The organism is Pseudoalteromonas sp. K222D (assembly GCF_017653575.1).
Lineage (GTDB): Bacteria > Pseudomonadota > Gammaproteobacteria > Enterobacterales > Alteromonadaceae > Pseudoalteromonas > Pseudoalteromonas nigrifaciens.
The window spans coordinates 14,113-38,182 of record NZ_JAGGDL010000031.1; the positions used below are offsets into that span (position 1 = coordinate 14,113).

Sequence of the window (24,070 nt, forward strand, 5' to 3'; positions counted from 1 at the left end):
GTGGCTTTGTTATATTATGTTTAATGATACAGTTAGGAGCTTTTATGCGTACCGCAATTATTTCTCATCCTCATTGTCGTAAACATAAAATGATTGATGACCACCCAGAGTGCCCAGAGCGCTTAGATGCCATTAACGATCGCTTACTAGCAAGTGGATTAGATATTGCTATTGAGCAAAAACAAGCGCCCAAAGCGCAGCGAGAGCATTACTTACTTGCGCATGACGAATCATTAGTTAGCTCTGTTGAAAGTAAAATACCAACTCAAGGGCTTGTCGATTTAGACGGTGATACTTGGTTATGTCCCGATTCATTAAAAGCAATTGAGCGTGCAGTAGGGGCCGGTATTTTAGCGGTTGATGAAATACTAGAGGGCAACCTTGATGCTGTATTTTGCTCGGTGCGCCCACCAGGGCATCATGCAAATCGCACTACCTCATCCGGTTTTTGTGTATTTAACAACCTTGCTATTGCGGTTAAGTATGCACAAAGCAAAGGGGTTAAGCGCATTGCTATTGTTGATTTTGACGTACATCATGGCAATGGCACTCAAGATATATTTATAGATGATAAAAACGTCTTGTTTTGCTCTTTATTTCAGCATCCATTTTACCCCAATACAGTGGTTGAAAATAACACTACATTAGTTAATTCACCTTTGCCAATTGCCAGCGACGGTAACGATTTAAAAGCAGTATTTGAGCAGCAGTGGCTGCCTAAACTAAATGCTTTTAAGCCTGACATGCTATTTATTAGCGCAGGATTTGATGCCCACCTTGAAGATGATATGGCCAGTTTAAAGTTTGTAGAAGAAGATTACCGCTGGCTAACCGAGCAATTGGCCCGCTTTAGCGAGCAGCATAATTGCCGCGGTATAGTGTCGTATTTAGAAGGGGGGTATGCGCTTTCTGCATTGGGTCGCAGTGCAATTGCACATGTTAAAGCGTTAGTCGATTATGAGTAACGCAAATGCTTGCTCAGGTGTTAGCTGCTTAATTTTACTTAGGCAACACTGACCTTCTTTTAGCAAATAATCCTTCACTAAATCTGCTAATTCAATGGCACTAATGGCTGTTTTTGGCTCACCACTTAATGTTGTATAACTATACTTACTATCTAAAATAATAATTCTGCTTTTTTGGAGCTCATCCATCGCATATACAAAATCATCTACTTCATCAGGCTGCTCAGCTAACTCAATTTCATTGTTATAAATAATAATTTTTGGATACGACATGCTTATTTATTGTCCTACATCAAAGAGGGAATATTTGCTCGATTTATACTCGCTTATTAGTGCAAATTTAGGGAGTTGAATAATGCCACACAGTAGCCGTTTTCAAAAAGTAGGTGATATTTTTACTAATAAGGTAATAACCTGCAGTAAGCATACGCCATTAATTGATGCGGTTAAACTAATGCGGGCACATAATATCAGTGCAATATTTATTGCGCAGCAACAACACATATTAGGTGTTTGGACTGAAACTGATTGTTTAAAACTCGACTTTACCAATCCAGCCGTTATAAGCACTAGCATTAAAGATGTGATGACGAGCCCGGTTTTAAGTGTCTCTAGCCAGCAGTCATTACGTGATACCGCACTAACTTTTCATCAGCATGGTTTAAGGCATTTACTCGTTACCGATAATAATAACTTACCGTGTGGGGTAATTAGCATTACAGATATTGTGCGCAATCAAGGGCTTGATCATTACTTGCAGTTTCGCACTATTAACGACCAGTACACTAAACACATAACAATTGTATCTAGCTCATTAGCGGTAAATGAAGCGGTAAAACTAATGCGTGAACGCGGCGAAAAAGTTATTTTGGTTTTTAATCAACAGCAAAAAGAACATGGCATTATTACTCAGCGCGATTTATTACACCTGATCACACGCCAGAGCGAACAGAGTGTGTGCTGGGATTTAGCAAGTCGGCCGCTTTATAAAATAACCCCACAAGATAGCCTGTTTGATGCTTACAAATTAATGTTAGATAGCCAAGTACGGCATTTAGTGGTGAGCAATAATGATGAAATTAAGGGCGTGTTGTCACTCGAACATTTAATACATGAAATTGAAAGTGCGTATTGTTCTGAGCTAGAAAAAGTATTAGTGCAACGAGATTTAGCCCTACAGCACTCGCAGCGAAACCTATACTTAGCCAATAAAATAATTGATTCATCGCTAGACGGCATAATGATTGCCCATAGCAATTGCACTATTATGCAAGTAAACCCAGCGTTTACCCAATTGACTGGCTATAAAGAGCATGAGGTTATAGGTAAGTGCCCAAGTATATTGAGCTCGGGGCGGCATGATAAAAGCTTTTATATAAAAATGTGGGATGCAATTAACAAAACGGGTGTATGGCAGGGCGAAATTTATAATCGTAAAAAAAATGGCGATATTTACATAGAGTGGTTAACTATAATTGAAATTAAAGAGCCTAATAATTCAGATGCGATTTATGCGGCAATTTTTAGTGATATAACCGAGCGAAAAAATGCTGAAGATAAAATTGTGCAGTTGGCTTATTTTGATGAATTAACGGGCCTACCAAATAGGCGTTTGTTTAACGACAGGCTCAAAATGGCTTTAGCTGCAGCTCACCGCGACCAGCATTTATTGGCGGTGATGTTTATCGACCTAGATCGCTTTAAAGAAGTAAACGATAGTTTAGGCCATAGCGCTGGGGATTGTTTATTAACCCTGGTTGCTACGCGTATCGAGGCTACTTTAAACGAAGGTGATACTTTAGCGCGTTTAGGGGGGGATGAATTTGTAGTGCTGTGCGAAATAAATAAGATTGATGCAGTAGCTGGTTTAGCTGAAAAAATACTAAATAACTTAAACACTCCATTTCAATTAGAAAGTGCTGAAGTAGGTGTAACAGCCTCGATTGGCGCGGCTATTTACCCTGATGATGGCCTAGACAGCGAAACACTGCTAAAGCATGCCGATATTGCTATGTATCGCTCAAAAGATGTGGGGCGTAATTCGTTTCAATTATTTAAACCTTCTATGAATGCGCGCTCGCTAGAGCGCCTAGCCATGATGAGTCGTTTTCAGCATGCGTTAGATAATAACGAATTTGAATTGTATTTTCAGCCAAAACAATGCCTTAAAAGTGAACAGGTTATGGGCGTTGAGGCATTATTGCGTTGGCACGACCCCGACTTAGGAGTGATATCACCCGCGCAATTTATTCCGCTTGCTGAAGAGCTAGGGTTGATAGTGCGGTTAGATTTATGGGTTATTAATCAGGCGGGTAAAGTACTAACGCTATGGCAAAAAGAAGGGCTGGTGGCTGGGCGCTTAGCAATTAATATATCGGCATGTCATTTAAGCCAAGGCAAGCTGGCAAACAATATTAGCACTATGCTTAAACATTATAATTTACCCGGTAGTTTACTTGAAATAGAACTGACAGAAAGCAGCTTTATTAGCTCATTTACACAGGCTAAAACGCAGTTGCAGCAGCTAAAAAAGCTGGGCGTGCATATAGCATTAGACGACTTTGGGACCGGGTATTCGGCATTGAGTTATTTAACTAAACTGCCTTTTGATACATTAAAAATAGACGCGAGTTTTATTGCTAAAATCCCTGATGAATACGGCAATAGCCAAATAGTTGCAGCGCTTATTGCACTGGCAAGCAATTTAAACTTAATAGTAGTGGCAGAAGGAGTTGAGCAGCTAGCTCAAAAAAACTACCTTATTAGTTTAGGATGTAATGTTATACAGGGATATTACTATTGCCGCCCGTTAACGCAGCGGCAATGGTTTGATTTTTATCGGTTGAACGACTTATCTGCGAGCATTCAACCCACTGGCACTCAGCCTACGGTTACTTCGTAAGAGGTGAATTTTCGAATGTTAATAACGCCTTTTTCAAAAATTAAATACTGACCTTTAATTCCTTGTAAAACACCACTTACTACTGGGTCTTTATCAAAGTTAAACGAGCTGATTTTGGTTGGGTATTCACTTACCGGAAAGTTTAAATCAACTACGTCTTCATCTAGCTGTTCAATAGCTGTTGCGCCAAATAGCTCGCTTAGCTCATTTAGCTTTGCACTAATTTGTGGGATAAGCTCAGCGGCTGCAGCTTTTAAATCTAGCGCTTCGTTTTGGCCTTTTAGCATATTGCGCCAATTAGTTTTATCAGCAATAAATTCAGCCAATGCCACTTCTACTAAGCCCGATTGCAATCGTGTTTGCACTTTAAAAATAGGCAGTGCTTGGGTAGCGCCTTGATCAACCCAACGTGTTGGTATTTGCGTGTGGCGAGTAATACCCACTTTTAGTCCTGAGGTATTAGCGAGGTAGACGTAATGCGGGATCATGCAATTTTCTTCTCCCCATTCTGGCTCGCGGCAAGTACCTTGATCGTAATGGCAGGTTTCTGGCTTCATAATACACATATCGCAACTAGCAAGTTTGCGCATGCATACAAAGCAATGGCCTTGAGAATAGCTTTTTTTGGTTTTTTTACCGCAGCTAGAGCATAAAATTGTGCCGCTAAAAGTAAGCGTTAGCTCTTTGCCTATAAATGCATTTAAGTCGACTAAGTGCTCACCCACAGGTAAGTGATATTGTACCGGCTCGGTTAAGCTCGATTTTAATTTACGCAATGTGCCTTGCATCTTTACTTGGCCCCTAAAGATGTTAAAAAGGGGAGTCTAACATTTTTAAATTATATTGGCTGTTTAAGTATAGTAAATAATCGTCATACGCGAGTGGTTTGGCGTAAAGATATCCTTGTGCGTGATCGGCGTTCATACCTTTAAGTAAGTCGTGAACCTCTTGCGTTTCTACCCCTTCAATAGTGATTGATAAACCTAGGTTGTGCGCCATATCTATCGCTGTTTTCACGATAACTTGATGAGTATGATTATTGGGTAAATCAAGCACGAACGATTTATCTATTTTTAATTCACTAAAGTGAAAGTTAACTAGATAACTAAGTGACGCGTAGCCTGTACCAAAGTCATCAAGTACTACTTTAACTCCCAAGGTGTTCAGTTGCTCTACTAATTTAATAAGCGTCTCCTGGCTCTCTACAAAGGCTGATTCTGTCAGCTCAAATTTAAGTAGATGCGCAGGAACCTGGTACTTAATTAAAATGTTTTCTACTTTTTCGGCTAAATTATTGATGGTTAAATTTTTAGCGCTTAAATTTACACTAACAGTATGCCCAGGGTGCCCATTTTGGGTGAACCTAATAATATCTTGGCAAGCTTGTTCAATAACCCACAAAGTAAGCTCGTTAATAATACCGGTATGTTCAGCTAAAATTATTAATTTCTCAATTGAAATGCTTTTAAAGGGCGGATCGGGCCAACGCAATAGCGCCTCGGCGCCGTTTACTTTATTTGTACTAAAGTTAAGTTGCGCTTGATAATATAACGCCAGTTTATTGGTTTTAATTGCTTGTTGCAGCTTTGCGGCCAAAGCCACATCCATCACTTGTTGTTTACCATGCACCGATGAGCTTACTTTATTAATGCTGTTTTTGGCATTTTCAAGTGCTAAATAACCATGCTGTAACCAGTAATCAAAGTCGTCATTTTTATTTAAGTAACTAAAACCAGTAGAGTAGTTAAGCTGCAAGTTGAGGCCTTTTATTTCGTACTGTTTTGGTAATCCAGCAAGTACTTTGGTTAACCGCTCTTCAAGCATAACTTGGCTTTGGATTTTGGTAGAAATAAAGGAAAATATACCGCTACCTAAGTCGGAAAATTGTGTAATGGCGCTGAGGTCGTTATCAAGGTCGATAAACTCACGCTCATAACTCAGTTGCAATGCCAATTTATCGGCGACATGCCTGATTAGCGTGTAGCCTTGTGCTGGAGTAATAATAGTATTGAGCGAGTTGAAGTGGCGTATTTTAACTAAACATAAAATAGCGCGACGCTGCTGCGTTTGTAGCATCATAAATGCTTGCTTTAATTTGGCACTGTTGAGTAGTTTGGTTTGCTGTGTGTGGGTGGCATGATATAAAGCGCGCGCTCTTTGGTAGCGAACTCTATCGGCAAGTGCCATCGCCATTAGTACTATTTCGCATAGTATAGCGACTAGAAAAGCATGGCGAGTAGTAAAACTGTAGGAAATTACGCCGGTTAACTCTAAAGGTTGAATAGCAGCACCAAGTATTAATGGCACCCAAGAGAGTACGTAATACTTTGTCCATCTAAAACCGCTACGCAGTTTATTATAAATTAAAATAATACACACAATATACAGCGCGGCCATTATTACAAAAAAGATGGGGGCGGCTATATTTTCTGGTATAAATAAACTACTTACTGCAAGTATAAACATCAGCGAAAGTAGTCTTACACTTAATTTATAACGCCAGCAGTTATCCTTGTGGTAGCGTAAAAATAGTGTACAAAAGGCCAGGGTGAAAAAAGCGATGGCGTAATTGGCAAACACAACTCTTTCATGAATAAACAATTGCCAAGGGGTTGGCCATAAATAAAAGCCAAACCCTAATACTGCTCCCATTAGCACTATGGCGCTAATAATATAGCCAATGTAAACTAAGTACACGCGGTCTTTAATGCCAAAATAGAGTACTAAGTTATACAGCGCTGCCATGATTAATACCCCAACAAATATGCCCCAAATACCGGTTTGCGAGCGTACTAGGTCAACAAACTCTTTATTGCGATATAAACTAACCGGCGTTTTACTTATACCGCCAGTATCTATTTTAATGACTAAGTGCTGGGTTGCTTGCCCCTTTAAGGTAAAGCGAATATGGGGTACGCTGTATTGAAATAACGAGAGATTTTGCTCTTTGTCACCCAAGTTATATGTATGTAGTAACTGTTTCTTATCATTTAGTTGATAAATAGTTAGGTGATCAACCATAGGGTTGTCAAAGTGGGCAACAAGGTCTTCACTTTTTAGATTTTTATTTTTTAAATCAATAAATAACCAATAATTTTGTGCAGTAAAACTCCATGGTATTTTAGAAAAAGGCTGAGCAATTAAGCGCTCTGGTTGAGCCATTAGTTCGTCAAAGCTGAGTTGTTTACTGCTATCAATGTAATAAGCATAATTTAAATAGATAGGGGCAATTTTATCTATTGTGTAACGGGCAGGCGTTATCAGGTTTGATACCAAGGTATTAATTATAAAAAATATTAATACAAGTATTGCTGCGGCTAGCGCATGATAACGTAACGTTTTAAGTTCCAAATTATGCTGTGCTTTTTTAAGTCCTTTCAAATAGTGTAGCACTAAAAAAGCGCAGACAAGCTGCGCTTTTGATGTTTACATTTAATAGTAATATTAACCAAGAGGTTATATTTAACTATTTTGCTCTCTCGCAATAGCGCGATATGCAATATCAGTACGATATTCCATGCCATCCCAGCTGAGTTGCTTTATTAGCTCGTAAGCGCGTTGCTGCGCTTCGGTTACGGTATTACCCAGTGCAGTGGCACATAATACACGTCCGCCCGCAGTTACTACGTCATTACCGTTTTGTTTAGTACCAGCATGAAATACTTTTTCGCCAGCAGGGTAGTCAACCTGTAAACCCGATATAACATCGCCTTTAGGATAATCACCAGGATAGCCTTTAGCGGCTAGTACTACACCAACGGCTGCACGTGGATCAAACTCAATGGTGGTTTTATCTAGTTCAACACGATTAGCCGCTTCAATTAGCTCGACTAAATCTGATTGCAAACGTAGCATCATAGGTTGAGTTTCAGGGTCGCCAAAACGACAGTTATACTCAATTACTTTTGGCGTGCCATCGGTATCTATCATTAAGCCAGCGTATAAAAAGCCTGTGTACGGATGGCCTTCGCTCGCCATGCCCTCTACCGTTGGGTAAATCACTTCGTTCATAATACGCTGATGAATTTCATCGGTAACCACTGGTGCAGGTGAATAAGCACCCATACCGCCAGTGTTAGGGCCAGCATCGCCATTGTAAGCGCGTTTATGATCTTGGCTTGTGGCAAACGGTAATACGTTTTTGCCATCTACCATCACTATGAAAGACGCTTCTTCACCTTCTAAAAACTCTTCGATAACTACGCGGCTACCTGCATCACCAAAAGCATTACCCGCAAGCATGTCACGAATAGCATCTTCAGCCTCGGCTTCAGTCATTGCAACAATAACGCCTTTACCTGCGGCTAAACCATCTGCTTTGATTACAATTGGTGCGCCTTTTTCTTTTAAATAAGCAAGGGCAGGGGCAACCTGTTCAAAGGTTTGGTAATCGCCACTAGGGATATTGTGACGCGCTAAAAAGTCTTTAGTAAACGACTTTGAGCCTTCAAGCTGAGCTGCGCCAGCTGTTGGGCCAAATATAGCTAAGCCGTGTTCACGAAACTTATCAACCACACCTAACACAAGCGGGATCTCTGGGCCTACAATAGTAAGCTCAACATTATTTTGTTGTGCAAACTGTAGTAAACCGTCTAAGTCGTCAACATTTATTGCAACGTTCTCAAGTTTTGGCTCAAGTGCTGTACCCGCATTACCTGGTGCTACAAATACGGTGTTTACTTTGGTGTTTTGAGCGGCTTTAAACGCAAGAGCGTGTTCGCGGCCGCCGCTGCCAATGACTAAAACATTCATGGCGAAAATTCCTATTTAAAGCGGTTTTTTAAATTTCAGCGTCATACGGTCACTTTCACCAATGGCTTTATATTTATCGGCATCTTGCTCGCCTAAACGTAAGCTTGGTGGTAGCGTCCATACCCCTTTAGGGTGATCGGCTGTATCTTTTGGGTTAGCATTTATTTCACTACTAGCAACTAATTCAAACCCAGCTTGTTTAGCTATTTCAATTACGTAGCTTTGCTTCATGTAACCACTGCTTTTTTGATCGTCATCAGCGCGTGCTTCAGGCAACCTATGCTCTACTACACCTAAGGTGCCACCTGGTTTGAGCGCGGTATAAAAAGATTTAAACGCACTAAGCGCGCCGTCTTTATTTTTACCCATATACCAGTTATGCACATTTCTAAAGGTAAGTACCATATCGGCACTATTTGCAGGGGCAAGTTCGGTGTGAGTAACAGGAGCAAACTCAGTTACTATTACCTTACTAAAGCGTGGGTCTTGCGTTACTTTTTGTTCAAACTCAGAGCGAGAACGCTGATAAAAGCCAGTCGCATTTTTTGGAAAATGCGCGGCGTAAAATTTGCCATTATCTTTGAGTACAGGCGCTAAAATTTCGCTGTACCAACCACCACCGGGCGATATTTCTACCACGCTCATATTTGGCTTTAAGCCAAAAAATGCCAGCGTTTGTGCTGGGTGACGAAACTCGTCACGCTCACTGTTTTTAGTAGCGCGTTGCTCATCATTAAGTGCATTAGCAATTAATGAGTTTTCACTGTGGTTATGAGCCAAGCTTGCTGCAGAGCTAAGCGCAATAGTGGCGACAAGTATAGATTTTAAAACAAATTTCATCATTTTATTCTTCACTGTTAGTTTAATGAACAATCAGAATACGTTAATTGATTGCAAACAAACAGAGCTAAACTCAAACTTCAGTGTTTAGCTCTATAAGTGATTAGTGGCGGAAGTGGCGCATACCAGTAAGTACCATTGCCATGCCAGCTTCGTCTGCTGCGGCAATTACTTCTGCATCACGCATTGAGCCACCTGGCTGAATAACTGCCGTTATACCAGCGGCTGCAGCTGCGTCAATACCATCACGAAACGGGAAGAATGCATCCGATGCCATAACTGAACCTTTAACTTCAAGGTTTTCATCTGCTGCTTTAATACCGGCAATTTTAGCCGAGTAAACGCGGCTCATTTGGCCTGCGCCTACACCGATTGTCATACCGTCACGGGCATATACAATGGCGTTAGATTTAACAAACTTAGCTACTTTCCAGCAAAATAATAAGTCTTTAAGCTCTTGCTCAGTAGGTTGACGCTTAGATACAACTTTTAAATCGCCTTGCGTTACCATGCCTAAGTCGCGGTCTTGCACTAAAATACCGCCATTAACGCGTTTAATGTCTTGGCCTGCGGCTTTATCTGTCCACTGTCCACATACTAATAAACGTACGTTTTGTTTAGCCGAAACAATTTTTGCTGCAGCATCAGATACGCTAGGAGCAATAATTACTTCCACAAATTGACGTTCAACAATCGCTTCTGCGGTTGCTGCATCTAACTCCTGGTTAAAGGCAATAATGCCACCAAATGCCGATGTAGGATCGGTTTTAAAAGCACGTTCGTATGCTTCAAGAATATTGCTACCGATAGACACGCCACATGGGTTTGCATGTTTTACGATTACACAGGCTGGTACGTCAAACTCTTTAACACATTCAAGCGCTGCATCAGTATCAGCAATGTTGTTGAAAGATAACGCTTTACCTTGCAGCTGAGTTGCTGTTGCTACTGAAGCTTCAACAATGTCGTTTTCAACATAAAAAGCCGCGTCTTGATGCGAGTTTTCGCCGTAGCGCATATCTTGCTTTTTAGTGAACTGCATATTGATAGTGCGTGGGAATTTAGTGTCTTCGGCGGCTTCCTCTGTGTAGTCAGGAACCATTTTACCGAAGTAATTAGCAATCATGCCATCGTACTGAGCGGTGTGCTCGTAGGCTGCTATAGCAAGGTCAAAACGGGTTTTATAGGTAGTAGAACCCTTGTTGCTTTGCATTTCGCTGATCACGCGGTCGTAGTCGCTGGCGTTTACCACAATAGTAACGTCTTTATGGTTTTTAGCCGCTGCGCGAACCATAGTCGGGCCGCCAATATCTATGTTTTCAATAGCATCTTCAAGGCTGCAGTTTTCTTGAGCGACAGTATTCGCAAAGGGGTATAAGTTAACTACAACAATGTCGATAGCAGAAATGTTGTTATCTGCCATTACGCTTTCATCTTGTCCGCGACGCGCTAAAATGCCGCCGTGAATTTTTGGATGAAGTGTTTTTACACGGCCATCCATGATTTCTGGGTGACCTGTGTGGTCTGATACTTCAGTGACTTTTATGCCGTTATCAGCAAGTAGTTTACAGGTACCGCCAGTTGACAAAATATCAACACCTTGCGCTTCTAATGCGCGGGCAAATTCAACTATACCGGTTTTATCAGACACACTTAATAGTGCGCGACGAATGGGACGATGTGTATCCATTGTAGTTTGATTTCCTCAGTTTATGAGCTAGCTTAGAAGCGGGCATTTTAACTGATAACAACTCAAAAAACGACTTATTAAGGGTGAGCATTTTGCAATTAGCACTTGTAGCAATAATGCAGCTCCTTATGGATTAACCAAGGTAAAACCTTATGTTATGCATTTATTACTAGCATAATTGAGTGCGTAACCTAAATTTGGCTTAAAAGGCAACGCTAATCTGCATGAATAATACTAACGCTTAGTGATGCCAACCAATTAAAAACATGAGTATTCTAGCTTATTAAATAACTTACTCAGTGCGTTGAAAATAGCTGCTTGAGATAGGTTTACTAGCTGGAGAGCAGGTGAAATAGCAGGCATAAAAAAAGCACCCGAGGGTGCTTTTATATAAATTAATGGCCATAAATGGTTATTAATTTATACCCTATGTATTGGCTTAGTATGCGTGCTTACCAGTCAATACAAAAAGTATTAGTTCATGCCGTATTTTTTAAGCTTTTTACGTAAAGTACCACGGTTGATACCTAGTAAAATTGCTGCACGTGTTTGGTTGCCACGTGTATACGTCATTACTTCTTCCAGTAATGGCGCTTCTAGCTCTGAAAGAACAAGGTCGTAAACGTCTTGCACATCTTGACCGTTAAGCTGCTTTAAATAGTGGTGAACAGCTTTCTTTACTGCGTCACGTAATGGCTGCGGTTTCTCGTGTGCCTGAACATGAGGGTTAGTGATAAATGGAGAAGTCACGTTTTGTTCGAACATTATTTAATCTCTTTCTTTCTTAGTTAGCTGCTAGTGTTTTAAAGTATTGCTCTAATACGTCAACTTGTGTAAGTGGGTTGTCGATCGTATTAAATACTCGCCTAAACTGACCATCACGGTCATGGGTTTGCAAATACCAAGATACATGCTTACGAGCAATTCGCGCTCCCATTGGCTCACCGTAAAACGTATGGAGATTAGTTAAATGCTCCATTAAAATACTGCGCACCTCTGCAATAGCAGGTGGCTGTAAATGCTCTCCGGTTCGCAAATAGTGGTCTATCTCCCTAAATATCCAAGGGCGACCTTGGGCGGCTCGGCCAATCATAATGGCATCTGCACCCGTATAATCTAATACCTGCTTTGCTTTTTCTGGTGATGTAATATCACCGTTTGCAACCACAGGAATCGACACCGAACGTTTAATGTCCCTAATCGTGGCGTACTCAGCTTCACCCTTGTACATACATGCGCGTGTGCGCCCATGTACGGCAAGTGACGCTATGCCATAACGTTCAGCTATTCTCGCAATCTCTACACCATTACGGTTATCCAGATCCCATCCAGTACGGATTTTAAGTGTTACAGGTATATCAACAGCATTAACGACTGCATCAATAATCTCTTCCACAAGTTCAGGAAACTGTAATAAAGCAGAGCCAGCGAGTTTCTTGTTCACTTTTTTTGCTGGGCACCCCATATTGATATCTATGATTTGTGCACCATTAGCAACATTGAATTGTGCGGCCTGTGCCATAAGTTCAGGATCAGCTCCTGCAATTTGCACCGCGCGTATTCCCGACTCACCGCTGTGATCCATACGGTTCATCGATTTTTCGGTTTTCCAAACATCAGGATTCGATGATAACATTTCAGACACAGCAAGCCCCGCACCTAAGCGGCGACAAAGTTGTCTAAATGGTCTATCTGTAATACCGGCCATAGGCGCGACAATTACGTTATTCTCAAGTTGGTATTTACCGATACGCACTATATTCAATAGGCCTCTTTTCAAGGGGCGCTAAGTTTACGGTTTTTTTAGCAAAAATCAAAGGCTATAAATTGAACAAAAGTAACTTTTTTTTGCCCTTTTCGTATTGACATTTGATAACCGTATGACAAAGCGGTTTATTTGTTTGAAATTTAAGCAGCTTTTATTTTTAGTATAAAATAGAGATAAATTTTATTTTGTAAATAAATGGTAAAGCCTGTTAAATACAGGCTTCAGATGCTTGTTTTAAGTAAAAGCTCTAAATAGCGTTGGGCAGTGCTTATGCTTTTTTAGTGCCACTCACACGGGTCCAATCACCTTCAATAGCAATGTCGTCCAGCTCAATAAAGGGGGCATAAACATCGGCAACCGATTGCGCTTGCTCGGTTAAAATTCCCGACATAGCTATTTTTCCACCGGGTTTTAATAACCCTAAAATAACACTATGTAGTTCACGTAACGGTTGCGCTAAAATATTAGCAACGACTATATCGGCACTAAATTCAGGTTGGTTTTCTGGCAGGTATACTTCTAATTTGTCGGCAACACCATTACGGTTAGCATTATCTAAGCTCGCTTCTAGTGCTTGCGGGTCTATATCTATACCAATCATGCGCTCTGCGCCAAGTTTAATAGCAGCAATGCCCAAAATGCCCGAGCCACAACCAAAATCAACCACGGTTTTACCGGTTAAATCTTGGCTTTCTAGCCATTTTAAACACAATGCGGTAGTAGCGTGAGTGCCGGTACCAAATGCAAGGCCTGGGTCGAGTAATACGTTTACTGCATCAGGATCCGGTATGTCGCGCCAGCTTGGGCAAATCCAAAGTCTTTCGCCAAATTGGATTGGGTGAAAGTTATCCATCCACTCACGTTCCCAATCTTTGTCTTCAAGTTGTTCTATTTTATATGTTAGATTTTGCGCAACTGATTTATCTGCGTTTAACAGCGCTACAACGCTATCCATATCGTGATTAGCATCAAATAAGCCTATTACCGTAGTATCGGCCCAAAATTGCACAGTGCCTATTTTAGGCTCATAGATAGGCGTGTCTTTGGCGTCAATAAAAGTAACCGATGCACTACCAGCTTCAACTAGTAGATCACTAATTAAATCAGCGTTATCAGCGTTGGCGTTAATACGAATTTGGATCCAAGCCATGTTTATTTCCAGATAAAGGGGGTAAATAGAAAAAAGGCCGCAAGAGCGGCCTTTTTAGTTTTAATATGTATTAGCCGCTTATTATTTAGCGTCTAAAAAGCTTTTCAGTAAATCAGAGCGAGAAGGGTGACGTAATTTACGCAGCGCCTTTGCTTCTATTTGACGAATACGTTCACGTGTTACGTCAAACTGCTTACCTACTTCTTCTAAGGTGTGGTCGGTATTCATATCAATACCAAAACGCATACGCAGTACTTTAGCTTCACGGGCTGTTAGGCCAGCAAGTACGTCGTTAGTTGCGCCACGAAGCGACTCCATAGTTGCCGAATCAATTGGCGAATCAATGGTCGTATCTTCGATAAAGTCACCTAAATGCGAATCTTCATCATCACCAATCGGTGTTTCCATCGAAATTGGCTCTTTAGCAATTTTAAGTACCTTACGAACTTTGTCTTCAGGCATCATCATGCGTTCAGCTAATTCTTCTGGATTTGGCTCACGGCCCATTTCTTGTAACATTTGACGTGAAATACGGTTAAGTTTATTAATCGTTTCAATCATATGTACCGGAATACGGATCGTTCTTGCTTGGTCAGCAATAGAGCGCGTAATTGCTTGGCGTATCCACCATGTAGCATAAGTCGAAAACTTATAACCACGGCGATATTCAAACTTATCAACGGCTTTCATCAAACCAATATTACCTTCTTGAATTAAATCCAAGAACTGTAAACCACGGTTTGTATATTTTTTAGCAATTGAAATTACCAAACGTAAGTTAGCTTCAACCATCTCTTTTTTCGCACGGCGAGCTTTAGCTTCACCAATACTCATACGACGGTTTATGTCTTTTATACGCTCAATATTTAAGCCAGTGCTACTTTCAATAACACGTAATTTATTAAGACTACGAATGATCTCAGGCTTAACTTCTTCAAGTTTTGCCGAGTACTTTTCGTTAGCTGCAATTTCTAAATCAACCCAAGTAGCATCCGTTTCGTTATTAGCAAAGTGCTTAACAAACGTTTTCTTTGGTAACTTAGCAATTTGTACTGCTTGTTTCATGATAAGACGTTCTTGAACGCGAACTCTGTCCATCATTTCACGCATGTTATTAACCATGCGATCAAATTGCTTAGGTATTAATTTAAAGGTTTTGAATAACTCACCAATTTCAAATATAGCGGCAAGAGAATCTGGGTGCGAGCGACCTTTAGCTTCAAACGTTTCACGTGCTTTATTATATAAATCACGTAAATTTTCAAAATGAACACGTGCTTCTTCAGGATCTGGTCCTGTGTCTACTTCTTCTTCGTCTTCATCATCTTCGTCGCTGTCGTCATCGTCTTTATCGTCGTCATTAAGTTGTTTTGCACTTAATTCTGAACCAATATTAGTTGCCGAAATTGGCGCTGTGTCTTCATTAGGATCAATAAAGCCAACGATAATATCGCTAAGGCGCATTTCTTCTGCTTCAAACTTATCCCACTGCTCGAGTAGGTAAGTAATTGCTTCAGGGTATTCAGCAACCGAAATTTGTACTTGGTTAATGCCTTCTTCAATACGCTTAGCGATTACAATTTCGCCTTCACGGGTCAGAAGTTCAACAGTACCCATTTCACGCATGTACATGCGTACCGGATCCGTTGTGCGGCCGATCTCTTTTTCTACGGTCGCAAGGGCTGCAGCGGCAGCTTCAGCTGCGTCTTCGTCTGTCGTTGTTTCTTGCATCATTAGTTCATCGGCATCTGGCGCGTTTTCGCTAACCTTGATACCCATGTCATTAATCATGCTAATGATATCTTCTACTTGATCTGAGTCTATAATATCTTGTGGAAGGTGATCATTTACTTCTGCAAAAGTTAAGTAGCCTTGCTCTTTACCTTTTAGAATCAGAAGTTTTAATTGTGACTGAGGAGTTGGATCCATAGAGATTTTTTCTTCCACTCTGATAAGTTGATACAACAGGCGCCATCATGTAGTTTGCCTTAAAGCTAAACTAGAATAATGTGACGCAGTGAATAGCGTAGTATAACAGTTTAAATCAAATTTGACTAGCTGTTAGTCGCTTTTAACGCTGTCATTAACAAATGACATTCAAGTCTTTCATCGCTATTTAGACCTTGCGTCTTATCCTTTATTAATAGGGTCTCTAGTCGATAATTTAAACACTGATCTTCAATAAATTTAAAAGTATTTTGAAAAACAGTCTCTAAACGCTCTTCATTTATTTGATGTTGCCACGTTGCCAGCTTAGTTAGCGGGTCATAATCGTCAGTGCCTCTAAAAAATTCGAGCAACTGCGCTGTGGTAACATCTTCTTTTTGCAACGCTTGATGTTGTAAGCGCAGTAGCAAACCAATGCCGGCAATATTCATTTGTGCTAAATCGGGCAAATAGGGCACGCTTTTCGCCATTTGCGGGTGTTGAATTAAAATACCGATTGCTTGGCGCATGGGGGTTATTTTAAATTTTCGCTCAATTGAATGCTGTTGCTTAGGTGTTTTTAAGCGATTATTGAGTTGCTCACGAGTACGGCCAATTAATCGCCCGAGTTGCTCAAGAATATTTTCTTGATAAAACTCACTAGGAATTTTTTCAATTAATGGTAATGCGGCACTAAGTAACTTGGCTTTACCCGAATCAAGTGTTAAATCTATTTCTAGGCTGAGCTTATTGAATAACACTTTAGTGAAATCATCGGCTGCATTTAATCTTTGTTCAAACTTATCTTTACCTTCGGCTTGTACTAAGGAGTCGGGGTCTTCGCCGTCGGGTAAAAATACAAAGTTTAATGCTTTACCATCATTTAAATAAGGCAGTGCGTTTTCGAGCGCACGCCAAGCTGCATCACGCCCTGCACGGTCACCATCGTAACAACAAATTACTTTATCTGTTGTTCTAAATAGAGTGTGCATATGCTCACTGGTTGTTGCTGTCCCAAGTGCTGCAACGGCATATTCAATACCTTGCTCTGCCAGCGCCACCACATCCATATAGCCTTCAACAATCAGTACATGGTCGAGCTTTTTGTGTGCTTGTTTAGCTTCATATAAACCATAGAGTTCAAAGCCTTTATGAAAAATACGTGTCTCTGGCGAGTTTAAATATTTAGGGCCTTGATCGGCTTGCATTACGCGCCCACCAAAGGCAACTACGCGGCCACGTTTATCGCGAATAGGGAACATTAATCGATCGCGAAAAAAGTCAAACTGTCTGCCAGGTGTTTTTTCTGAGGCGAGTTTTAGCTCTACCAATTGCTCTTTTTGTTCTTTGTTACGGCCAAGTTGTAGGCACAAACCATCCCATTCACTTGGTGCATAACCTATCATGAACTTTTTAACTATTTCGCCGCTTAAGCCCCGGCCTTTAACGTATTCAATAACAGCGGCAGAATTACTATGGTGCTTTAACTGGTGTTGATAAAACCTTGCAGTATGGAGCATTAAATCGTAATCAGAGCGTTTTTGCGCTGCAGTACGCTCAGGTGCAGAGCCGCTACCTTGCTCACGGGGAACTTCTAAATTAAGTAAACTTGCAAGCTCTTCAATAGCATCAACAAACTCAAGTTTTTCGTATTCCATAACAAACGAAATAGCATTACCGTTAACGCCACAGCCAAAGCAGTGATAAAACTGTTTATCTTGGGAGACGGTGAACGAAGGCGATTTTTCGTTATGGAAAGGGCAGCAAGCTTGGTAGTCTTTACCGGCTTTTTTAAGACCGACTTTTGAGTCTATCAGGTCGACAATATCGGTTCTGGCAAGCAAGTCATCTATAAAATTACGTGGGATCTTTCCAGCCATTAGTAAAATAACGTCCTGAGATAATTAGAATAACAATGAAAGCGAGATTAAATTTATAACCCTACAAATAAAACCAAGCGATTTTATACGCATATATTAATTGCTATTAAATAGGGCGGGTGCAAATAGCACGTTTGTAGATTTGAACACAAATCGGATACAAAAACAAAGAAACCGAGCTCTAGGCTCGGTTTACTTCAATCATACTTAATGTATGTGGGAGTACTAGGCTGTTAATCGTTGCTTAATTAAACCAGAGATTTTGCCCATATCGGCGCGACCTTCAGCTTTGCTTTTGATTATACCCATTACTTTACCCATGTCTTGCATACCTGCTGCGTTAGTGTCAGCAATAGCCGCATCAATGAGAGCAATTATTTCTTCTTCACTCAATTTTTGAGGTAAGAAAGTTTCAAGTGCTACTATTTCATTGGCTTCAATATCAGCTAAATCATCACGCCCAGCATCTTTGTACTGAGTGTAAGAGTCACGACGTTGTTTAACAAGCTTCACTATAACGGAGGTAATACCTGCGTCGTCTAGTGTTATTTGCTCGTCTTTTTCACGTTTCATGACTTCAGCAAGTACCATGCGAATAGGGTTAAGACGTAATTTGTCTTTGGCTCTCATCGCATCTTTTTGCGCATCTTTTAGCGTTATTAAAAGGCTCATTTATACAAGACCTAATATATTAGTATAATTTAACGCGACGTGCGTTATCACGAGAAAGTTTTTTCATGTGACGTTTTACTGCAGCAGCTTTTTTACGCTTACGCTCAGCTGTTGGTTTTTCATAGTGCTCGCGACGACGAACTTCTGAAAGGATTCCTGCTTTTTCACATGAACGCTTGAAGCGACGAAGTGCTACGTCAAACGGTTCGTTCTCTCTTACTTTAATTACTGGCATTAAAAATTCACCTACCTAAATTATGAGCGTTGCTCAAGTTGATCAAACATTGATCAAGTGGTTCAAAAATGGTGCGGTATTGTAATCCGAAGCAACACCACATGTAAAGGATAATATTAACAGAAAGCTGGCATCTAAAACAGTGTTAATTTACTTGGCGTTGATACAAACGACAAAAAACTTGCCCAGCCTTTTTTTCTTTAATTAACAACCAGTTGATTGGTGCAGTAAAGGTGCTTAACTCGCTTTCCACCTCAATGTAAATTAAAGCGTCACTGCTTAGCCATTGGTTGTTTTCTAGTAAATCAGCGCTCGATTGTGCCAAGTTTTTACGAAATGGCGGGTCAACAAAAGCTAGATTAAATGGCTCATTACTATTAATTTGCTCTAAAAATGCCAGTGTATTGGTATGTTTTACGTGTGCGTTTTGCAGCTTTAAAGTACTAATGTTTAGCTCAATTTGCTTTGCTGCGGCAGCGTCAAGTTCAACAAAAGTAGCGCTTTTAGCAAATCGCGACAGTGCCTCAAAACCTAAACCGCCAGAACCGGCAAAACAGTCGAGCACATTTGCCTCTCGGGTATCTTGCATTAACCAATTAAACACTGTTTCTTTTATACGATCAGTTGTTGGGCGCAGCCCTTGTACGTCTTTGACGGGCAGCTTTCGGCCTCTAAATTGGCCACTGATCACTCTAATAAAGCCATCGCTGGATTTGCTAGTTACTTTATTTTGCGTTGTTTTTTTTCTCATTTAGCTCACTAAAAATTGGTATCTGCTATCTAGCTCAGATAATATTGCAATCATATCATAGCGTGTCATTTTTCAACTGCGCTAAAAGTGGTACTATAAGCATCCTAGACAATAGATTGTGCCTTTAAACAGTTTAAAATAGCAGTTAACGCACATACTATTATTATCGTTAGTTTATCAGAATTTTATAAGTGGTTATTAGCAAGTATGGCAAAAAAAAGTAAATTACTGTCTTGGTTAGGTTTTGGTAAGTCAGATAAAAAACAACAAGCGGAACAAAGTGCCCAAGAGGCCGATAACCAACAGCAAGCGCGCTTAGCAGCAGAAAAAGCTGAAGCAGAGCATTTAGAGCAACAGCGACTGGTCGCTGAAAAAGCGGAGCAAGAGGCTGCAGAAAAAATAGCAGCGGAGCAAGTCCAAAAAGAGCAAGCCGAAAAGCTAGCGATTGAAAAAGCCAATGCTGAGTTACTCGCAAAACAGCAAGCCGATGCTCATGCATTACAGCTAGAGCAACAGCAGCGTTTAGCAGAGCAAGAAGCGCAGATGCGCCTTGAGCAAGAAAAAGCAGCAGCAGAACAAGCAGAGGCTGAGCGTTTAGATCAAGCACGTATTGTAGCAGAGCAAGCTGAAGCTGAGAATTTAGAGCAGCAAAAGCTTGCAGCCGAGCAAGCACAGAGAGAGCAAGCCGAAAAGCTAGCGATTGAAAAAGCCAATGCTGAGTTACTCGCAAAACAGCAAGCCGATGCTCATGCATTACAGTTAGAGCAACAGCAGCGTTTAGCAGAGCAAGAAGCGCAGATGCGCCTTGATCAAGAAAAAGCAGCAGCGGAAAAGGCTGAAGCTGAACGCTTAGAGCAAGTACGTATTGCAGCAGAGCAAGCAGAAGCTGAGCGATTAGAACAGCAACGTATTGCAGCAGAGCAAGCAGAAGCTGAGCGATTAGAACAGCAACGTATTGCAGCAGAGCAAGCAGAAGCTGAGCGTTTAGAACAGCAACGTATTGCAGCAGAGCAAGCAGAAGCTGAGCGATTAGAACAGCAACGTATTGCAGCAGAGCAAGCAGAAGCTGAGCGTTTAGAACAAGCACGAATTGCAGCAGAGCAAGCAGAAGCTGAGCGATTAGAACAACAGCGTATTGCAGCTGAACAAGCAGAAACTGAGCGTTTAGAGCAAGCACGAATTGCAGCAGAGCAAGCAGAAGCTGAACGTTTAGAGCAAGTACGTATTGCAGCAGAGCAAGCAGAAGCTGAGCGTTTAGAACAAGCACGAATTGCAGCAGAGCAAGCAGAAGCTGAGCGATTAGAACAACAGCGTATTGCAGCTGAACAAGCAGAAGCTGAGCGTTTAGAGCAAGCACGAATTGCAGCAGAGCAAGCAGAAGCTGAACGTTTAGAGCAAGTACGTATTGCAGCAGAGCAAGCAGAAGCTGAGCGTTTAGAACAAGCGCGTGTTGCAGCTGAACAAGCAGAGGCTGAGCGCTTAGAGCAGCAGCGTATTGCAGATGAACTTGCAAGCGAAGCAGCTCAAAAAGTAGAGAAACCTAAAAAAGAAGGTTTTTTCTCTCGCCTTAAAAAAGGTTTATTAAAAACTCGCGTTAATATTGGTTCTGGTTTTGTTTCCATATTTAGCGGTAAAAAAATAGACGATGATTTATTTGAAGAACTAGAAACGCAATTACTCACCGCCGATTTAGGCGTTGATACCACCATGAAGTTAATAGACCGCCTAACTGATGCGGCAAACCGTAAGCAATTAAAAGACGGTGACGCACTTTATGAGCTAATGAAACAAGAAATGGCCGTAATGCTTAAAACTGCAGAGCAGCCGTTGGTTATTCCAGCCGATAAAAAACCATTTGTTATATTAATGGTAGGTGTTAACGGTGTAGGTAAAACGACGACCATTGGTAAATTGGCTAAGCAATTTCAAAGCGAAGGCAAGTCGGTCATGCTTGCTGCGGGTGATACATTTAGAGCCGCAGCGGTTGAGCAACTACAAGTATGGGGCGAACGTAATAGTATTCCTGTTATTGCACAGCATACTGGTGCTGACAGTGCGTCTGTTATTTTTGATGCTTTTCAAGCGGCAAAAGCGCGTAACGTTGACGTATTAATCGCAGATACAGCAGGGCGCTTGCAAAATAAAGACAACTTAATGCAAGAGCTTGAAAAAATAGCGCGAGTGATGAAAAAAATTGATCCTGACGCGCCGCACGAAGTAATGTTAACTATTGATGCAGGCACAGGGCAAAATGCGATTAGCCAGGTAAACTTGTTTAATCAATGCGTTGGTTTAACCGGTATTACTCTTTCAAAACTAGATGGCACGGCAAAAGGCGGTGTTATTTTTGCGGTAGCAGATAAGTTTAACATTCCAATTCGTTATATTGGTGTGGGTGAAAGTATTGATGATTTACGTGCCTTTAAAAGCGATGACTTTATTGATGCGCTATTTAGCCAAGATGAAGACGACGCTTAAAGCTTAGCAAGCTATTAGTACAAGCGTTGAAAAGTGATCAGCGCGACGCTCATAAAGTGAAAGCTTCACCCAAATGGTAATGTTTGTACTTTGATTTTCCGGTTCTGTAGGTGTGGTTTATAACACACCTTTAAAAGGTGGAACTTTTATTTACCAAAAGAGGGAGCTTGCTCCCTTTTTAATTGCGAGGAATACCAGCTTTATTGATACTTAATAGTGTTGGCATAATAAAAAATGATAAATTTTCAGCAAGTAAGTAAAACCTATCCAGGCGGGCATCGTGCTCTTGAAAAAGTTAACTTTCATATTAAGCCTGGTGAACTCGCGTTTTTAACCGGCCACAGTGGCGCGGGTAAAAGTACGCTGTTAAAACTAATTAGCCTAATGGAACGCCCTTCTGCTGGAAGTGTGTTTATTAACGGTATAGATTTAAACAAGGTAAACTCACGGCAAATTCCTTATGCCCGTCGCGACATCGGCATTATATTTCAAAACCACCGCTTATTAGAGCGCTACACTATATTTGATAACGTAGCACTGCCCTTGATCATTGAAGGCACACACCATAAACAAATTGCAAAGCGTGTGCATGGCGCACTTGATAAGGTTGGCTTGATTGATAAAATTAAATGCCACCCATCTATGCTCTCTGGTGGCGAGCAGCAGCGTGTGGGTATTGCCCGCGCAATTGTTAACTCCCCGCCAATATTATTAGCAGATGAACCTACGGGTAACCTAGATCCTGAGCTTTCAATGGAAATATTACGTCTTTTTGAAGAGTTTAATAACCATGGAACAACCGTACTTATTGCTACCCACGATCTAGGATTAGTGGCCCGGATGAAGTATCGCAGCTTAACCCTAAAAGATGGTCGTATGATTCAAGATCCGTTAGCCGAGGGCGCATTATGAGTTTACTTTTTAAAAGTCGTCAAAATAGTAACGATAAACAAAAAAAATCAGTATTTGCTGGCGGTTATTTTTTTATTATTAATATTTTTCGCCAAGGCGTACATAGCTTAGGTGAAATGTGGCGTACACCTCTAGCGTCGTTAATGACTATTGCAGTACTGGGTTTGAGCTTAACCTTGCCAGCTAGCTTATACTTAGTGGTTAAAAATGTGCAACAGGTAAGCAGTGGCTTTGAAGAGGCCAGCGAAATTTCTTTGTTCGTAAAAGAAAGCATGAGCGAGCAAGAAACCCAAACCTTAGTAAAGCGCTTAGCACTCTACCCAGAAGTAGAAAGCGTGACCTTTATTTCAAAGCAGCAAGCTCTGCAAGAGTTTAAGCAAGTATCTGGATTTGGTCAGGCGCTAAGCTATTTAAATAGCAATCCGTTACCCGATGTTGTGCTCGTTATACCAACGTCGCGACACAGACAACCTAATGCCGCAAAAGTACTTTTAACTAAGCTTGAAAGTGAGCGAGAAGTTGATTTTGGCAAGCTCGACATTGCTTGGCTAGAGCGTCTAAATGCATTGCTAAGCTTATTAAAAGAAAGTGTTATTACTATTGCGCTGCTACTGCTTACCTCGGTAACGCTAATAATAGGTAACACTATTCGTTTATCTATTATGGATAAGAAAGAAGAAATACAAGTAATGAAGCTGGTAGGCGCTACTAATACTTTTATTCACGCCCCCTTTTTATGGACCGGGATATGGTATGGCGTTATAGGCGGATTATTTGCGTTTATATGTGTAGCGCTAATGATGTGGTGGCTATCAACTGCCGTTAGCAGTGTGGCAAGTGTTTACCAAACTAGTTTTTCTTTAATTGGTTTAACCTTAAAAGAATTTGGCTCGCTGGTACTGCTTGCTACTAGCTTAGGATTTATTGGTTCGTACTTATCGGTTAATCGTTATATAAAAGAAATTGAGCCAGATAAAGTCTGACATAAAATGGTCACACTTTTATATTATTCTTTTTAAAGCAGTTTTTATCGAAATTTTCCGAGAAAACCCATTGATCGACGCGAAGCGGCGTCGATGGGATGAATCGGAATAGTTAGCCCTGCTCTTGAATGTATTTTCGAATTGTATCAGCAGCCGCATTTCCAAC

Annotated in this window: 19 protein-coding genes; 5 read left to right on the plus strand and 14 right to left on the minus strand. The window is 40.9% G+C overall.

Annotated features, from left to right (window positions below; translation table 11 throughout):
• Positions 1–44 precede the first annotated feature (44 nt).
• Positions 45–965 carry a histone deacetylase family protein gene (locus J5X91_RS13900; RefSeq protein ID WP_208835035.1) on the plus strand — a complete coding sequence of 307 codons (921 nt, stop codon included), beginning with the start codon at positions 45–47 and terminating at the stop codon, positions 963–965.
• On the opposite strand, the gene J5X91_RS13905 is transcribed toward J5X91_RS13900, so the two are convergent.
• On the minus strand, positions 948–1,238 hold the full coding sequence (locus tag J5X91_RS13905) for a DUF4144 family protein (RefSeq protein WP_011327050.1): 291 nt from the start codon (positions 1,236–1,238) through the stop codon (positions 948–950). The two genes, J5X91_RS13900 and J5X91_RS13905, sit on opposite strands and share 18 nt — an antisense overlap.
• A gap of 82 nt (positions 1,239–1,320) precedes the next feature.
• Between J5X91_RS13905 and J5X91_RS13910 the strand changes: the two genes are divergently transcribed.
• A complete protein-coding gene (locus tag J5X91_RS13910) occupies positions 1,321–3,867 on the plus strand; it encodes an EAL domain-containing protein (protein ID WP_208835036.1) in 2,547 nt (848 codons plus the stop codon).
• Here the strand turns inward: J5X91_RS13910 and J5X91_RS13915 are convergent.
• The 13 genes from J5X91_RS13915 to rsmD form a co-directional block, all read right to left on the minus strand.
• Positions 3,846–4,655, minus strand: coding sequence for a DUF2797 domain-containing protein (locus J5X91_RS13915; protein ID WP_011327052.1), 810 nt, complete (start codon positions 4,653–4,655; stop codon positions 3,846–3,848). The two genes, J5X91_RS13910 and J5X91_RS13915, sit on opposite strands and share 22 nt — an antisense overlap.
• A 22-nt stretch (positions 4,656–4,677) precedes the next feature.
• On the minus strand, positions 4,678–7,218 hold the full coding sequence (locus J5X91_RS13920; RefSeq protein ID WP_208835037.1) for an EAL domain-containing protein: 2,541 nt from the start codon (positions 7,216–7,218) through the stop codon (positions 4,678–4,680).
• A gap of 111 nt (positions 7,219–7,329) precedes the next feature.
• Positions 7,330–8,619, minus strand: coding sequence for a phosphoribosylamine--glycine ligase (gene purD / locus J5X91_RS13925; protein ID WP_011327055.1), 1,290 nt, complete (start codon positions 8,617–8,619; stop codon positions 7,330–7,332).
• A 15-nt stretch (positions 8,620–8,634) separates the two neighbouring features.
• Positions 8,635–9,459, minus strand: coding sequence for a class I SAM-dependent methyltransferase (locus J5X91_RS13930; protein ID WP_208835041.1), 825 nt, complete (start codon positions 9,457–9,459; stop codon positions 8,635–8,637).
• A 103-nt stretch (positions 9,460–9,562) separates the two neighbouring features.
• Complete coding sequence (gene purH, locus J5X91_RS13935; RefSeq protein ID WP_208835038.1) at positions 9,563–11,149, minus strand: bifunctional phosphoribosylaminoimidazolecarboxamide formyltransferase/IMP cyclohydrolase; 1,587 nt, start codon at positions 11,147–11,149, stop codon at positions 9,563–9,565.
• Positions 11,150–11,623: 474 nt separating this feature from the next.
• Positions 11,624–11,914, minus strand: coding sequence for a DNA-binding transcriptional regulator Fis (gene fis / locus J5X91_RS13940; RefSeq protein ID WP_011327058.1), 291 nt, complete (start codon positions 11,912–11,914; stop codon positions 11,624–11,626).
• Positions 11,915–11,933: 19 nt separating this feature from the next.
• On the minus strand, positions 11,934–12,905 hold the full coding sequence (gene dusB, locus J5X91_RS13945) for a tRNA dihydrouridine synthase DusB (protein ID WP_172459251.1): 972 nt from the start codon (positions 12,903–12,905) through the stop codon (positions 11,934–11,936).
• 280 nt (positions 12,906–13,185) lie between these two features.
• Positions 13,186–14,067 (minus strand): 50S ribosomal protein L11 methyltransferase, encoded by an 882-nt coding sequence (gene prmA, locus J5X91_RS13950; protein WP_089367657.1) that lies wholly within the window; start codon positions 14,065–14,067, stop codon positions 13,186–13,188.
• 81 nt (positions 14,068–14,148) lie between these two features.
• Entirely contained in the window at positions 14,149–15,996 is a 1,848-nt protein-coding gene (gene rpoD / locus J5X91_RS13955; protein ID WP_011327061.1) for an RNA polymerase sigma factor RpoD, read from the minus strand.
• Positions 15,997–16,121: 125 nt separating this feature from the next.
• Complete coding sequence (dnaG, locus tag J5X91_RS13960; RefSeq protein WP_011327062.1) at positions 16,122–17,873, minus strand: DNA primase; 1,752 nt, start codon at positions 17,871–17,873, stop codon at positions 16,122–16,124.
• A 225-nt stretch (positions 17,874–18,098) separates the two neighbouring features.
• The gene (locus tag J5X91_RS13965) at positions 18,099–18,545 is read right to left on the minus strand and encodes a GatB/YqeY domain-containing protein (RefSeq protein ID WP_041454325.1); all 447 of its coding nucleotides are present in this window, start codon (positions 18,543–18,545) and stop codon (positions 18,099–18,101) included.
• 19 nt (positions 18,546–18,564) lie between these two features.
• Positions 18,565–18,780, minus strand: coding sequence for a 30S ribosomal protein S21 (gene rpsU / locus J5X91_RS13970; RefSeq protein WP_002957797.1), 216 nt, complete (start codon positions 18,778–18,780; stop codon positions 18,565–18,567).
• 145 nt (positions 18,781–18,925) lie between these two features.
• Positions 18,926–19,531, minus strand: a complete 606-nt coding sequence (gene rsmD / locus J5X91_RS13975; RefSeq protein ID WP_208835039.1) for a 16S rRNA (guanine(966)-N(2))-methyltransferase RsmD — start codon at positions 19,529–19,531, stop codon at positions 18,926–18,928.
• A 207-nt stretch (positions 19,532–19,738) separates the two neighbouring features.
• On the opposite strand from rsmD, the gene ftsY reads away from it, so the two are divergent.
• The 3 genes from ftsY (at position 19,739) to ftsX (ending at position 23,904) form a co-directional block, all read left to right on the plus strand.
• Positions 19,739–22,009: a signal recognition particle-docking protein FtsY gene (ftsY, locus tag J5X91_RS13980; protein ID WP_208835040.1), complete on the plus strand. Its 2,271-nt coding sequence runs from the start codon at positions 19,739–19,741 to the stop codon at positions 22,007–22,009.
• Between the two features lie 234 nt (positions 22,010–22,243).
• Entirely contained in the window at positions 22,244–22,921 is a 678-nt protein-coding gene (gene ftsE, locus J5X91_RS13985) for a cell division ATP-binding protein FtsE (RefSeq protein ID WP_058372450.1), read from the plus strand.
• Entirely contained in the window at positions 22,918–23,904 is a 987-nt protein-coding gene (ftsX, locus tag J5X91_RS13990) for a permease-like cell division protein FtsX (RefSeq protein WP_058372451.1), read from the plus strand. The genes ftsE and ftsX overlap by 4 nt, the downstream gene beginning before the upstream one ends.
• The last annotated feature ends 166 nt before the right edge of the window (positions 23,905–24,070 follow it).